A 15,644-nucleotide genomic window follows, 5' to 3' on the forward strand; every position below is an offset into this window, starting at 1 on the left:
AGGTCACCTTAATTGACCTCAAAGGTATGATTTCAAATCGTCGCGCCTAAAAAGTAGTATCTAATAGACTATATTTCAATTATTTCAAAGAACTATTTATCCACTTTTACGGGACAGTAATGTAACCGGCTATTCATATCATTTTTTATGTATCCGCCTTTTACATTATAACTACTTTTCCCCTTTTTATCGTATACGACCAGTTTGCGTCCTTTGATACGATCTTCAAATTTCCAGGGAGAATAAGGAACGAAAACCGAACGGGTGGTTTCCACCATATTAGGACGCCAGTAAGGAGCTGAGACTTCATTAAAGCGCTCCCAGTTTCCATCCAATACTTCAAACCGGTACTTATCGGGCAATCTATACTTTCCCATGTCAAAGATATAACGCGGTATAAGCTTATCCTTCTTTACAGTAAAAACGGTATCATTATAAAACTCTTTCAGACAGGTGTTTCCGGCAAACTGATACAAGTATCTGTCATAAGGGTCTGTATTATAAAACATCATTCCGCTCGGGACGGTAAACTGATCGTATTGCGGGAAAGTATTTATCTGTTCTCCTTTCATATTAGACAAAATAATCTTCTCTCTTTTCTTTCCGTTACCATTATATACATAAGAAACATACGTATCTTGCCCCAACAGTTCTAATTGCCACACCATCGGGAACCGGGCTTCCCTCAAAGATTTACCTTCCGACGAGAAAACCAGCACTTTTCCATTAGTTAATAAATGGATTTGCTTCTGTACTCTATCAACAGCGACATAGCGGATATTAGCATATTCACCAGGCCCCTGCCCTTTACGGGAAACAGAGCGGATAAATTTACCGTCATCGGAAAATTGAAGCAGTCCCATATCACAAGGAATATAAATATCATGTCCGATCATCTGTATGGCACCTGCTTTCACTTTTGAGAGTAAACAATTCTCCGTTGTTTCCAACGGTACTATTTTCACATCCGCTGCAATCTGGCTCAAGACTAGTTCTTTCGTTGTATTTAATGCTGTTTCAAACGGTATTTTAACAGGGGATACATCTTGTGCATCCATATCATAGTAACTACTTAAAAGCAGCAACATAAACAAAAATAAGTTTTTCTTTTTCATAATGCCCTTGACTTAAAGTTATAATTCAATGTTACTCAAAAAATAAATCAAACCATATATACTCTTTCATATTAAATGCTTCATGCCATTCCTTCGGAGGAAGTTTAGCATTACGGACATCACAATAGCTACCAGCCTGTTGTTTCTTTCCTTCAAGCATCACTTCATATAAAGCACCACTCGTATAACTGGTAAGAGGTATCGTATCATTGGAAGTATAGATTCTTGTCGGATATGTCTCCAATAAAATACTGTGCAAGACATCTTCTACCTCTGCTTTTTCCACAATTAGCGTTTCACCTTCCACGGTAAAGTCCACTTCATGTGCATGGAGAGGCTCAACCGCGATACGAATAGAGAATACGGTATCTTTTATTACATAAGCCTGTTCATTCAGGATTTTATAAGACACAACTCCTTCTTTATAATGTGCCATCCGTATCTTATAAGTTCGTTCTTGCAAATCTCCGGACAACTTAATAACCTGTGCACCCGAGGGAGAAGGTGTCGTCTCATCATAATGAAGCCGGACAGGAACCGGCTGTTCAACTGAATAATTGAACAGTAACGGAAACAACAAAAGAAATTGGATAAAATATATCATACTACTTCAAATAAACAATCATCAATACCGGATTATCATCCTCTTTGAGATTTTTCAGCTGTTCATATTCCAGGATAGAAGGATCATCTTCCGCCAACTCCATTATCTCGGGTGCTTCAAGAAAATAAAGCAATACATCATCCGAAATGCGAGTCTCCGGATAGAAAGGTAAACTCCCCTGCATATCATTTATGATACGATTGTTTTTCACCTTATAGCAAGCGCCTTTCTTCTTATCGTACATGGCCAGACGGGGCAACTCATCTTTGTTGGTAACATCCCAGGAGGTATAAGGGAGAAATACCCATTGAGACGTTTCATGGAAATCCGGTCGCAGATAGGCTTGTGCCGGCTCTGAATAGGCTTGCCAATTTCCTTCCAGAACTTCAAAACGCCTTTCTTTCGGTATCTTATACTTTCCCAAATCCAGGATATAGCGCGGTTCAAGCCGTTCCGGGGTAACCGTAAAGACCGTATCATTATAATACTCTTTACAACAGGCTTCTTCCCTGAAAGAATAGAGATAACGATCATAGCGCCCCCACAAATAATAATTCAATCCATTGGCTATCGTAAACTGATCATATTGAGGAAAAGTATTCAGTGTCTCTCCCTGCCGGTCAACCAGGACAAGCCGGTCTTTCTTCTGGCCTGTATTATTATAAATGTAGCCGACGTATGCACTATCTCCCAACAAAGTAAACTGCCAACAGAAAGGTATTTTAGACTCTCCTACATAGTCACCGCCTATTGTATAGGTAAGAATCCTTCCGTTATCCATTATATAAATTTGTTTCAACCTGTTGTTAGCCGCTATAAACCGGATAATGCTGTATTCTCCCGGCCCTTGTCCCCGCTTGACTACTGAGCGGACAAACTTTCCATCATCCGTAAACTGCAATAACCCTTCGCTACATGGAATAAACAGGTTATGATCTATCATCTGTATCATTCCCTGAGATACTTTGGCAACCAGACATTCGGGCTTTGTTTCCAATGGCACGATCTTTACTTCCCTGGCAATTTCACTCAACCGGACCTCCTGCTCTGTCTCAATGCCCTTGGCAAAGGAGATTGTTATCGGATATTCAGGCACTTCCGATATATTTTCAACCGGCTGATCACCGGACTTCTTTCCTCCGCATGAGAGCAACAAAAGGGTAAATCCCCCTAAAAGCAAGTGTTTGATAGTTTTCATATTTGTGTATTTTGTTATTTATTTTTCAGAACAGATTAACATAATCATATACAAACCAATAGCCATCGGCAAAAGTCATATCCTTTTGCACCATAACCGAATGTGTCATTGACACCTTCTATCGAGAAGTTTTCCCTTCAACATTGATGCCATTTGACGAATCCCTTGCAGCTATTTCTTTTTTCTTGTTTTTCTTTTCATATTCCTTTATGGCCGCCTTCATATCTTCACGACGTTTCCGTTCGAGTTCAGAGGGTTCGGGAAGCTGCTTGATTATGCTTTGCAAATCAGCCATAGAGAGTTTACTCTTTTTACCATCGGGAGCCAACATTGTGAGTTCAGTAATATCACGGAAGAAAGCCTCCTGATATAAGTCTTCAAAGAAATAACGAAAGCCAAACAAGTTCTCTTTAGATTCTTTCCGCTTCATCATTTCAGTCATGTAAGTGTATTTACTGAAAAGGGTTTTCTGTAACAACTTCTCATCCTTAAACATTTCCGACTCCCTTAGCCAGTAGTGCTTATTGATTTCATATAGTAAATTCAACTGTGTCGGATCTTTCTTCCATGCTTCATAATAGACTTTCTCTGCTTCATTGAAACGACCGTCCCGTTCGAGTGTACTTCCTCTGAAAGAGGCCAATAGATTAACATAAAACTTCTTTGGTTTCATACACTCTTCTGCCTGGTCAAACAATTGATAGGCACGTTTCCGGTCATAGGTTTTACCCAATGTAGCTCCGTACAACAAGACTGTTTCCACGTCTGTCGAATCTATTTCGTAAGCCAACTCCAACGGTTCCACGGCATCTATTGCATGGCCGGACATATAACGGGAGGCACCTGCATATTTCAGATTGATAAAAGACGAATCACCTTCTGCTAACAGACCGCTGTAAACGGTATCTGCTTTCAAATAATTTTTAGTCATGTATAAAGCCATCCCCTGGCTTTGCCGAATCTGTCGGTTATCAGGATTATAGTACAAGGCGGTATCACAAACCTGTAAAGCTGTTTTTCCATCTCCTTTCCATAGTAACGAGTTAATCAGGGAAGAGGCCACACGGATATTCTCCGGATTGATTTCCATGGCACGGGTATACAGTTCCAAAGCAATCAGCATATTCATACCGCCTTTTTTCATATGGCAATCCGCCAGGCCGGCCAGAATAGTCGGATTATCACTCTCATAGGATGCTAAAGTCCGGTAATGATCCATCGATTTATCATAATCACCCAACTGATAATAAAGACGTGCCAACTGATTATTGGCGTAAAAATTCAGACTATCCGATTCCAACACTTTTCCATAGCAACGTTTGGCTTCCGTAATCTTACCATAATTAATTGCAGCACGGGCAAGTGCATTCAAAGCATCCACATTCGTTGTATCCATTGACAAACAATATTGAAAACAGATATAGGCTTCCTTATACCGGAACATCCCCTCATAAGCCTGACCGATAGCCGACATAGTCGTATAGCTAGCCGAATCAGCTGCCGTAAGACTGTCTACCCGAGCCAGCACTTCCGGAAATTGTTTTCTGTTCACCAACTCTTGCAAAGAGAACAGCGTCTGCGCCTGTAACGCATGGATGTAAAAGGTAAGGAGGAGTAATAAAATCCCCACCAACTTGATTCGTTTATCCATATCCGTACTTATTTAGTTATTCAGATTTCTTTTCCTGCTCTTTCTTTTGACTATCAAGGTACTTTTGAACAGCTTTCATTCCTGCTTTAAACGCTTCCGAGTTCTCGTCAAGAGGCTCCGATTTTGTACTGCCGACTCCGTTTTCTTTCCTTTTTTTGAACACTTCTTCCATCTGTTGATAATGTTTTCTTTCTACCTCCGGAAGTTGCGAGATATCCGGCAACCGGTCTATTATAGACTTTAAGTCTTCAGCCGATATCTTACTTTTCTTATTGTCCGGGGCAATCATCACCAGCTCTGTCTTATTCGTAAAGAAAGCGTCTTCATACAGATATTGCAGTATAGAACGATACCGCTGGAATCCCTGTAATTTCTTTCCTGTCAGAAAATATTCTCTCAGGAATGTAACCTTGGCAAACAAAGCCCTGGCCAAATCTTCTGCCGATTTATACTCCGGTCCCCAGTTGGAATACTCCCGTTCAATACGGAACAATAAGTCCAGCCGATCCTTATTGGCAAGCCAGGCTTTATAAAGCAATCCTTCAGCTTCACGCTGACGACCATCTTTGAATAAAGTCTCTGAGCGGGAAGTCAGCAACATATTCACCAACGCCTCATTCGGCTGCATCAACTTTTCTGCCTGATCGAACAACAGGAAGGCCCGTTTACGGTCATATGTTTTACCTAAAGCAGCTCCCAGTAACAGGTTCGTTTCTACATCCGTCGTATCTTTCCCATACGCCCATTCCAGCAAATCGATCGCATCCATGGCACGTCCGGCCAGGTAACGCGAAGCACCTCCATATTTTAATGTAAGGAAAGAGGTATCGCCTTCTGCAAACAATTCTCCATATAACGTATCAGCCTGGGCATATTGTTTATTCATATAAAAACCCATCGCCTTGTTACGACGCAACGCATGATTTCCGGGATTATAAAACAACGCCGTATCACAAATGGATAATCCGTCCTGTATATTCGGACCTCCCATCCGGTACAGGCAATTCACCAAAGCACTGGCCAATCCGGCATTTTCACGGTTAACATTATAAGCCTGAAAATAGCAGATCGTAGCTGCCGGAATAGCATTCATTTTCATGTAGCAATCAGCTATATTCCGGTAAATAACAGGATTTACCTTTGTCGTATCCTGATCGCGCAACACATTGAACTGCAACACGGCATTCTCATAATCGCCGATCTGGGAATACAGGCGGGCTAATTGATAATTAGCATAAAAATCGGTACTGTCGCTTTCGAGTACTTTCCGGAAACAATCCTGGGCTACGGAAGCTTTTCCCAGGTTCATTGCTACCCGGGCAACGGAACTTAAGGCATCGACATTTGTCGTATCCATTTGCAGACAATGCTGATAACACCGGTAAGCCTCATTATATTCTAATACACCTTCGTAAGCCTGGCCGATAGCCGACATAGTAACATAATCAGCAGAATCTGCCGGAGTAAGACTATCGGCCAGGGCGATCACTTCTGTGAACTTCTTTTTATTGAGTAGTTCCTGAAATGAAAGACTCTGTGCCTGCCCCATAAGGGACAGGACACTGAGAAGAAGCAAAACAGTATATTTGTGCATCATCTGCTCTATGTTTTAGTGATTACTGCAATGTGAAAGTAACAGGCATAGTATATTTTACACGAACCGCTTTTCCCCGTTGAGTACCGGGAATCCATTTAGGCATTGCGTTAACGATACGCAGCGCTTCCTTATCTAAAGATGGATCAACGCCACCGATCACTTCAGCATCTGTGACCGAACCATCCTGATTTATAATAAATGAACAAACAACCCTTCCCTGGATGCCATTCTGCTGTGCAATGACCGGATATTGCAACGTCTTTGAAATAAATTCATTGATCGCTTTTTCTCCGCCCGGGAACTGTGGCATCTTTTCCACTATTGCAAATACCTGGCCGGAAGTATCAGTTGATTTCTGCTCACCATATCCCACAACAGTGATTCCATTATCGCCCTCTCCAGCAGGGAGAGGTGTCGGTTTATTGTCCTCTTTTCCTTGCAAACGGAAAGTCACCGGCACCGTATACTTCACATTTACCTCTTTTCCCTTTTGCATACCCGGTTTCCATTTAGGCATCATGGATATTACCCTGGCAGCCTCCAGGTCCAGCGACGGATCAACCCCGCGAATGACCTCGATATTCCGGATCACTCCATCTTTACCCACTACAAACGAGCAGGTTACACGTCCCTGAATACCATTTTGCTGAGCGATTACCGGATATTTAATACTCTTTGCCAAAAATTGCAGTAAGGCACCTTGTCCGCCCGGAAATTCAGGCATCACTTCCACGACTGTGAAAACCAGATCCGAGGGGTCTGTCGATATCTGAGGTGACATAGGAGGAGGGGGAGGAGCAGACTGCAATCCCTGTGCACTTCCATCCGAGTACAATTGTACTTTCAACTTACCCTGTACATCCTTCACTGCGACTTCTTTCGCCTTCATACCCGGGAAAGAGAAGCGGAGAACAGCATTCTTGGTCGTTTCCAGCACAAAATAACCTTCCGTATCCGTAATAGTACCTACATTAGTACCCTTTACAATCACATTCGCACCGATAACCGGCCCGTTAAAATCGTCAATTACCTGACCTGACACTTTCACATCATCCTCCGAAAGCACACTTATTTCAGTCGCTTCCTTTACTCCGGCAACAGCTTCGGCTGCAATTTCTCCCGTAATACGGGCAACCGCCTCAATATTGCTCAACAACATCAAAAATGCTGCCAGAGGAATGAATATCAGATATTTTGTTCTTCCGATCCCGTGGGATCTCTTTTTGTTCATCATACTGATTCTGTTTTTTAGATGTAATACGTTAAAACTATTATATAATGTTGCTGCAGCCTGATAATGATGGGCAAGGCCTAACAGATGATACTGATAACTCTTGCAGTCGTATCCGGATTGGATAACGGTATTGTCTGCCAGGTATTCCAGGTTATGACGCACTTCGCGTTTCAAAAGCCACGCAAAGGGATTCACCCAACATATGACGGTAATCAGCTCGCAAATCATCACATCTACCGAATGCCACTGGAAAACATGGGTACATTCGTGTGTAAGTATCTCATCTATCTCTTTCTCCGAATGGCTTTCCGGATGTATGAAGATCATTTTGAAGAATGAAAAAGGTCCGGCAGGCTTATCTAGCCGGTAGACAGGTACGCCATGTATAACAGTCCGTCTACTCCGGTAAGCCAGCAGCAGGATACTGCTTAACTGAATAAAAAAACGGACAAATAAAAGAGCCATGACACCCCAGTACATATATGAACTTGCCGAAAGCAGGATTCCTTTCCAGTCTGTTTTAACAACGACCTCTGGGGTTACTGTCATCTCCGGCAGCATAGCCGAGTAAATCTGTATCACCTCCGTCATCGGCTCCTGCTCCTTCACCCATTCCTGAATATTCAACAATGGATAAAGCAACGCCAAACCAAAGAAAGCAAGGAGGGAAGCCCTGCGCAACTTGAAGAATGTGTCCTTATAAAAGAGCAGACGGTAGAAGGCGTAAAAGAGTACAAAGGCTACATTCACCTTCAGAAAGTAGGCAAATTCCGGTGTCATGGTAATAAGGTGTTAAAAGGTTTATTCTTTTCCTTTTTCTATCAAATCGATGATGTCTTTCAAATCTTCTGCCGAAATCTTCTGATCTTTGGCAAAGAAAGAAACCATTTCTTTGTATGAATCTTCAAAGTAGTTACGAACAACACCGCTCATAAAGGTACGTTTATATTCACTCTCCGGGATCAGCGGAGTGTATTCATACGTATTTCCATAGCGTTTGTTTTTCACATACTTCTTACGTTCCAGATTTTTTACAATAGAAGCAAGTGTTGTATAAGGCGGCCTCGGATCGTCATACTTAGCCAGTATATCTTTAACGAAACAAGGCCCAATCTGCCAAATCAAGCGCATTACTTCTTCTTCCTGCATTGTTAATTTTTCCATGATCCTAATTCATTTACGATTATATCGCAAATCTACGAAATTATCGTATATCTACAAATAGAAACAAGTTAAGAAGTATTAAAGATTAATACAAACGATTTCCTTTCGGTTCAAATCAATGTATCCGGTAAATCCCGTTTAAAACGAGGCACAACTTCGCTTTAAACGGGTAAAATCTCGTTTTAAACGAATCCGACACCCGTTTTAAACAAGATTTCGCCCGTTTTAAACGAAATATATCCTATTTTTCTGTTGAATGCCGATTCTCTTCTTTCCATTTATCCCGCATCTTCATCCGCTTAACTTGCAGATAGCGCAGCAGGAGAATGACGAAGAGGGATACTCCCATCACCGAGAAATACTGTACCCAGTCCGGATCGGGCTGTTTTCCGGGCCATCCCCATACACTCATCACAATCAGATAGATCACCAGAACGCCAGTTGTAATATTAATCTTCTTCATACGGCTTTTTTATTGTTTTGAACAGACAAAGATACAAGATAGTTTATTCTTTCATTGGGTCAGAACGCATTTGTGTTGGGCATGATAATGACCTGCCTCCACATTTATTATATAGAATCCTACCGGTAAAGAAAGCGGAAGGGTTGAAGAACCCGGTAATACCGAATGGACAGACACCACACGTCCGGTAAAATCAGATACCCGCACAGTTCCAGTCGACGGCAAATCTGACAGATAAAGTATCTTTCCTTTCAAATAGCATTTCTTCTCTGTTCCTGAAAATACAGAATTATGAACAGCCACTTCTTCCGGCTCTGTAGCCGCTACAGAGAAAGGACAACCTGTTTTCAGACGAACTGCATTTGTTGACAATGCAGCAGCCGTCAATTTAATCTCCGTATCTGCCGATGCTTTGACAAAGAAAGCCGAGAAAGGAGGAAGTACATACTCACTGCCTATCGGATAGGACTCGTAGGCATTTCCATCATATATATAAATATTTCCATCTAGCGCCGGATTTGCTGATATCTGCGACAATGAGATAGGAGAAGGCAATGGATTCCCACAAAGATACCAACCCTTATGCGCTTTGTCCGTATTTCCGGCAGATGCCGCATAGATCGGAACAGATGCCGTTTTACCAAAACTTTCAGGAATATCGTTCCCTGCGGTTGAAAAGGTCAACGTATTATCGGATGCAGCTGCATCCAAAGCGACCAGATAACCTTTTCCTTTTTCAAAGACAAGACCATCGGATAATCCCTCCGGGGAAAGTACCGTCCAGTTACCTGTCGCGTCATTGCTTTGGGCACGCTTCTCCCCGTCATAAACTTGCACATACAGAAAATCACCTTTACCGGAAAAGGTTCTATCTTTCAACTGAAAACGTTTATCTATATCATTCAGATAAACATCAAAGGGGAAAGAGAGGAAATACCATTTACCTTTTTCCGGGAATGTATAACGGACTTCCAATTGCTTGTTAACCGTCAGTTTACCAGCCACTGTCAGTGAATTGTCAGTAGTTGTCAGCGCTCTGTCAGTGTTTGTCAGTGGATTGTCAGTGCTATAGAGAACAAGCCTATCCACGATGAAATGGCCTTTTTCTGAAATATGCAGACTGCCATTACCCAACAGGGCCTGCTCACACTGCACGGTAGAATTAATTTCTGCCTCACCACTGATCAGGGCACTTCGATGACGCAAGGGAGGAAGGTGAGACCAACGAATGGTATCATTCCAGTTGCCATTTCCGGAGAAAAGAGAATATTGGCGAATTGAGCCGTAGCTATACACACTATCAATTTGAAAATACCCGTTTTTAGAACCACTGACAGGATCTGAAGCAGTCAGAGCTAAATAATAAGCATCATACCCCAACCTTCTGGAAAAATGTGACTGATTGGGATATTTGGGATCAGGACATAAAATACCTTTTCGCTTTACCCCTAAAGTATTGCTATATACGGCATATAAAGTATCCCCAGGAACTAAAGAATGAACCGTAATCCCCACAACTATATATACATTCTTATAACATGACAATAAATTTTTCTCAAAAATGACAGAGGAAGACAAGGGCATTTTCAACGTTTTCTGATCATTAGATATGATTGCACCATCACCAAGAGTATAACTCCAGTTATTACGCTCCGACGATGTGAACAACTGCCAGCGAAACGTATCCACCACCGACGGATTCGCACCACTTTCTACAAAACTGCTCCATGTTTCGGGATTTGTTACCTGTGCCTGAACAGACACCATACTTGTTAGAACCATAGTTCCGGCAAGAATATGCCGAAACATACGTAAATGTTTCTTTTTCATAGCTAAACTATTTTAGTCGTTATTGTGTTTGCAAATATAAAGAAATAATTGAAATGATTATCTTTGCCGCATGAAAGAATTTATTATATCAGAAGCACTGACAGAAAAAGCGGTGCTCGTTGGTTTGATTACCCCCGAGCAAAACGAACAGAAAGTTAAAGAATATCTGGACGAACTGGCATTCCTTGCCGATACGGCCGGAGCCGAAGCCGTCAAAAAGTTTTATCAGAAACTGGACTACCCGAATCCCGTCACATTCGTCGGAACCGGTAAACTACAGGAGATAAAAGAGTACGTGATCGAAAATGAAATCGGACTAGTTATTTTCGACGACGAACTCTCGCCTAAACAGCTTCGCAATATCGAAAAAGAACTTCAGGTGAAGATACTCGACCGTACTAGCCTGATCCTCGATATATTTGCCAGCCGCGCACAGACCGCCAACGCAAAAACGCAAGTCGAGTTGGCACAATACAAATATATGTTGCCTCGCCTGACTCGCCTGTGGACTCACTTGGAACGTCAGCGTGGTGGTGTCGGCATGCGTGGCCCGGGTGAAACCCAGCTGGAAACCGATAAGCGTATCATTCTGGATAAAATAGCCAAGTTGAAACGTGACCTGGTGGATATCGACAAGCAAAAGAGCGTGCAACGGAAGAACCGTGGCAAGATGGTCCGCGTCGCCCTGGTCGGATACACCAATGTCGGAAAATCAACATTGATGAACCAACTGAGCAAAAGTGATGTGTTTGCCGAAAACAAGCTGTTCGCCACACTTGACACGACAGTTAGAAAGGTAATCGTTGAAAACCTGCCGTTCCTGTTGTCAGACACTGTTGGTTTTATCCGCAAATTGCCCACCGAACTGGTCGAATCGTTCAAGTCGACCCTCGACGAAGTGCGCGAAGCCGACCTGCTGATTCATGTAGTAGATATCTCCCACCCGACTTTTGAGGAACAGATCGAAGTGGTAAACAAGACTCTGGCTGAAATCGACAAGACCGAAAAGCCGATGATCATGGTCTTCAACAAAGTCGACGCGTTCACCTTCGTTCCGAAAGACGAAGACGACCTGACTCCGCGGAAACGGGAAAACATCAACCTGGACGAGCTGAAACGCACCTGGATGAATAAGTTGCAGGATAACTGCATCTTTATCTCCGCCAAGGAACGTACTAACATAGATGCGTTGAAATCATTATTATATGAACGGGTAAAACAGATACATATCACCCGTTTCCCATACAATGACTTTCTCTTCCAGCAATACGACGAAGAATAAAGCAATAGAAATACTAACTAGTTGACCAATGGAAAAAATCAGAAACCTACAACCCGAAGAGATTGCGGTATTGCAATCTCAGGGTTGTTATGCCGAAAACTGGGGACAGGTGCTAGTCCCTTTATCCTTCGAGACCAGATATATCCATCACGTACATTTCTCAGGCACAGTTATTTTAGGACATTTCGAGAAAGAGTTTACCCTCCCCGGCGGAATAAGAAAACACAGCGGGCTCAGAAATACAACCTTGCATAATTGCATGCTGGGTGATAATATCCTGATCGAGAACACCCACAATTACATTGCTAACTACCGTATCAAAGACAACTGCTATATAGAGAATGTCAACGTGATGGTCGTGGAAGGAGAAAGCACGTTCGGCAACAACGTACAGGTTTCAGTGCTGAACGAGACCGGAGGTCGCGAAGTCCCCATATACAATCAGCTTTCCGCCCCATTGGCTTATGTAATCGCACTTTACCGCCACCGCCCGATATTGATCGAACGGTTGCAGGAAATGATTGCAGAGTATACCCAAAGTATCTCCTCCGACTACGGGACGATCGGAGAGAACGTAAAGATAATCAATGCCGGGACAATCCGTAATGTAAACATAGGCCAACACGCTACCATCGAGAACTGTACACGCCTGGAAAACGGGACTGTGAACAGTAATAAAGAAGCCCCTGTCTATATCGGTGACAGCGTGATCGCCCAGGATTTTATCATCTCATCAGGTGCGGTAATAGCCGATGCGGCAAAGATCATCCGTTGCTTCATCGGACAGGCCTGCCACGTGACACATAATTTTTCGGCACACGACTCCCTGCTGTTCAGCAACTGTTCTTTTGAAAACGGAGAGGCCTGTGCCATCTTCGCCGGACCGTTCACGGTATCCATGCATAAGAGCAGTCTCCTGATTGCCGGCATGTATTCGTTTCTGAACGCCGGAAGCGGTTCGAATCAAAGCAATCACATGTATAAGCTCGGACCGATCCACCAGGGTATTGTTGAAAGAGGGTCCAAAACGACCAGTGATTCCTATATCCTCTGGCCGGCACGCATCGGCGCCTTTTCATTAATTATGGGCCGCCACCACCATCACAGCGACACGTCCGATATGCCTTTCTCCTATCTGATTGAAAAAGACGACGAGACTTATCTGGTGCCGGGTGTCAATCTGCGAAGTGTCGGTACCATCCGTGACGCACAAAAATGGCCGAGACGTGATAAACGAACCGACACAAACAAACTGGATATGATTAACTACAATCTGTTGAGTCCCTACACCATCCAGAAAATGATAAAAGCGGTCGGTATTCTAAAGAATCTACAAAGCCTTGTCGGCGAAACTTCCGAAATATATTACTATCAGAATACCCGTATTAAAGGTTCTTCCTTACAGAATGCACTGAAACTATACGGAATGGCAATTAATAAATTTCTCGGTAATTCTCTGATAAAAAGACTAGAAGGCACACAGTTCCAGAACATAGAAGAAGTCCGAAAACAACTGACCCCAACCGCCGAAGAAGGAACCGGCGAATGGGTTGACCTGTCTGGACTGATCCTTCCGAAAGATCAATTAAACGGTTTGATAGAAGATATCGAGAGCCACCGGATAAATTCTTTGGAAAAGATTAATGCCTTCTTCCAGTACCAACATAATTCATATTATGAAATAGAATGGACATGGGCTTATCAGAAAATAGAAGAATACTACGGAATCAAGCTAAGTGAGATCACCCCCGAAAAGATCATCGAACTGGTTGAAATCTGGAAATCATCCGTCATCGGTCTGGACGAGATGCTTTACAAAGATGCCCGCAAGGAGTTCTCCCTTACCTCAATGACAGGCTTCGGCGTAGACGGCACACGCAAAGAAAAAGAAGAGGACTTCGAAGTCGTACGCGGCGCATTCGAACAAAACCCGTTCGTCACAGCCGTAAAAGAACATATCAGCACCAAACGGGCACTGGGAGATGAGCTGATCGGAAGGATAGAAAAGCTAATATAATAAGATCCGTATCATAATATATGATACATCTCATTCCCGCCGACGGCTCCGGGGATGGTGTTCCAGTATTTCCTTCCGGAGAAACTGCCGGTCGATATGTGTATAAATCTCGGTAGTCGTTATCTTCTCATGTCCCAGCATCTCCTGGATGGCCCGCAGGTTGGCACCGCCTTCCAGCAAATGGGTCGCAAAAGAATGTCGGAACGTATGCGGACTGACATTTTTATGAACACCCGCCATCTCCGTCTGCTGCTTGATAATATGAAAAACCATGATACGGGATAGAGTCGTGCCCCGGCGACTCAGGAATAAAATATCTTCGAATCCTTTTTTCACCACCATCCGGTTACGGTCCAGCAGATAATTCTTTATCTCCCGGATAGCCGTCTCAGAAATCGGAACCAGGCGTTGCTTGCTCCCTTTACCTTCCACCCTGATAAAACCTTCATCAAAATAAACATCCGAATAACGCAAAGATATCAACTCGGAAACACGCAGGCCGCAACTATACAACACCTCCAGCATAGCCCGATTGCGCTGCCCTTCCGGCAAAGAAAGGTCTATCGTATCCAATATATCATTTATCTCATTGACCGTCAATACTTCGGGCAGCTTCAATCCGATCTTGGGCGATTCCAACAATTCCGTCGGATCGGCTGTTATATACTCGTCGAGTAAAAGAAAGCGGTAGAACGATTTTATACCGGATATGATGCGGGCCTGCGAACGCGGATGGATTCCTATATCACGCAACTGGGCTACAAACTGCTGTAAATCCTGATAAGAGATCGTAGCAAAGTCTTTCCCTTCACTTTCCACGAAGCGAATGAGTTTGTCCAGGTCGGTCAGGTAAGCTTCTATCGAATTGGCAGATAGAGACTTTTCCAGCCGGAGCCAGGTCTTATATTTGTCGATTATATTATTTCCTTGTTGCATTGTACACAGGCAATTATGTATGTATCAAATAAAATCATTACCTTTGCCGGATATTTTCAGCCCGTACCAGGTGGTGCAAAGGTAATAAAGTTACAGCAAATGAAGAAGATTCAGATTATTAACGGTCCTAATCTTAACCTGTTGGGCAAACGCGAACCAACAGTATATGGTAATGCTTCTTTTGAAGGTTATCTGGACAAATTACGCGCCCGGTATCCTCAATGCGAAATAGCTTACTTTCAAAGTAATATAGAAGGTGAGATGATCAACAAAATCCATGAAACGGGTTTTGAATACGATGGTATTATAATGAATGCGGGAGCATATACACATACATCCATCGCATTACACGACGCCATAAAAGCAGTGACTACCCCGGTTATAGAAGTACATATTTCAAATGTACATGCACGCGAATCATTCCGTCATGTATCGATGATCTCTGCTGCCTGCAAAGGGGTTATACTGGGATTCGGTCTGGATTCATACCGGCTGGCGCTCGAAGCGCTTATGCAGCAACCAACTGCCAACGACTAAAAAGTAAATAATAGGT

At 43.0% G+C, this 15,644-nt stretch carries 13 protein-coding genes; 3 read left to right on the forward strand and 10 right to left on the reverse strand.

Going from position 1 to position 15,644, the window contains the following annotated elements:
• Positions 1-92: 92 nt before the first annotated feature.
• The 9 genes from NBH15_RS23405 to NBH15_RS23445 form a co-directional block, all read right to left on the reverse strand.
• Positions 93-1,115 (reverse strand): DUF4934 domain-containing protein, encoded by a 1,023-nt coding sequence (locus NBH15_RS23405; RefSeq protein WP_250823679.1) that lies wholly within the window; start codon positions 1,113-1,115, stop codon positions 93-95.
• Between the two features lie 31 nt (positions 1,116-1,146).
• Positions 1,147-1,719: a hypothetical protein gene (locus NBH15_RS23410; protein WP_233567278.1), complete on the reverse strand. Its 573-nt coding sequence runs from the start codon at positions 1,717-1,719 to the stop codon at positions 1,147-1,149.
• A gap of 1 nt (position 1,720) precedes the next feature.
• Positions 1,721-2,917 (reverse strand): DUF4934 domain-containing protein, encoded by a 1,197-nt coding sequence (locus NBH15_RS23415; RefSeq protein ID WP_128134435.1) that lies wholly within the window; start codon positions 2,915-2,917, stop codon positions 1,721-1,723.
• Positions 2,918-3,035: 118 nt separating this feature from the next.
• Positions 3,036-4,568 carry a tetratricopeptide repeat protein gene (locus NBH15_RS23420; RefSeq protein WP_233567506.1) on the reverse strand — a complete coding sequence of 511 codons (1,533 nt, stop codon included), beginning with the start codon at positions 4,566-4,568 and terminating at the stop codon, positions 3,036-3,038.
• A gap of 16 nt (positions 4,569-4,584) precedes the next feature.
• Complete coding sequence (locus NBH15_RS23425; RefSeq protein WP_244050577.1) at positions 4,585-6,165, reverse strand: tetratricopeptide repeat protein; 1,581 nt, start codon at positions 6,163-6,165, stop codon at positions 4,585-4,587.
• A gap of 19 nt (positions 6,166-6,184) precedes the next feature.
• A complete protein-coding gene (locus NBH15_RS23430) occupies positions 6,185-8,179 on the reverse strand; it encodes a M56 family metallopeptidase (RefSeq protein WP_250823680.1) in 1,995 nt (664 codons plus the stop codon).
• 21 nt (positions 8,180-8,200) lie between these two features.
• Positions 8,201-8,563, reverse strand: a complete 363-nt coding sequence (locus tag NBH15_RS23435; RefSeq protein ID WP_009860035.1) for a BlaI/MecI/CopY family transcriptional regulator — start codon at positions 8,561-8,563, stop codon at positions 8,201-8,203.
• A 241-nt stretch (positions 8,564-8,804) separates the two neighbouring features.
• Positions 8,805-9,026, reverse strand: a complete 222-nt coding sequence (locus NBH15_RS23440) for a hypothetical protein (protein ID WP_009860036.1) — start codon at positions 9,024-9,026, stop codon at positions 8,805-8,807.
• A gap of 51 nt (positions 9,027-9,077) precedes the next feature.
• A complete protein-coding gene (locus NBH15_RS23445; RefSeq protein WP_250823681.1) occupies positions 9,078-10,856 on the reverse strand; it encodes a T9SS C-terminal target domain-containing protein in 1,779 nt (592 codons plus the stop codon).
• 70 nt (positions 10,857-10,926) lie between these two features.
• Between NBH15_RS23445 and hflX the strand changes: the two genes are divergently transcribed.
• Both hflX and NBH15_RS23455 read left to right on the forward strand, forming a co-directional pair.
• A complete protein-coding gene (hflX, locus tag NBH15_RS23450; protein WP_250823682.1) occupies positions 10,927-12,138 on the forward strand; it encodes a GTPase HflX in 1,212 nt (403 codons plus the stop codon).
• A 28-nt stretch (positions 12,139-12,166) separates the two neighbouring features.
• On the forward strand, positions 12,167-14,155 hold the full coding sequence (locus NBH15_RS23455; RefSeq protein WP_250823683.1) for a DUF4954 family protein: 1,989 nt from the start codon (positions 12,167-12,169) through the stop codon (positions 14,153-14,155).
• Positions 14,156-14,185: 30 nt separating this feature from the next.
• Here the strand turns inward: NBH15_RS23455 and xerD are convergent, their stop codons facing one another.
• Positions 14,186-15,091, reverse strand: a complete 906-nt coding sequence (xerD, locus tag NBH15_RS23460; protein ID WP_128135364.1) for a site-specific tyrosine recombinase XerD — start codon at positions 15,089-15,091, stop codon at positions 14,186-14,188.
• Between the two features lie 99 nt (positions 15,092-15,190).
• On the opposite strand from xerD, the gene aroQ reads away from it, so the two are divergent.
• Positions 15,191-15,628 (forward strand): type II 3-dehydroquinate dehydratase, encoded by a 438-nt coding sequence (gene aroQ / locus NBH15_RS23465; protein ID WP_250823684.1) that lies wholly within the window; start codon positions 15,191-15,193, stop codon positions 15,626-15,628.
• Positions 15,629-15,644: the final 16 nt, after the last annotated feature.

It is taken from the genome of Parabacteroides caeci (assembly GCF_023656795.1).
Taxonomy (GTDB): Bacteria; Bacteroidota; Bacteroidia; order Bacteroidales; family Tannerellaceae; genus Parabacteroides; species Parabacteroides segnis.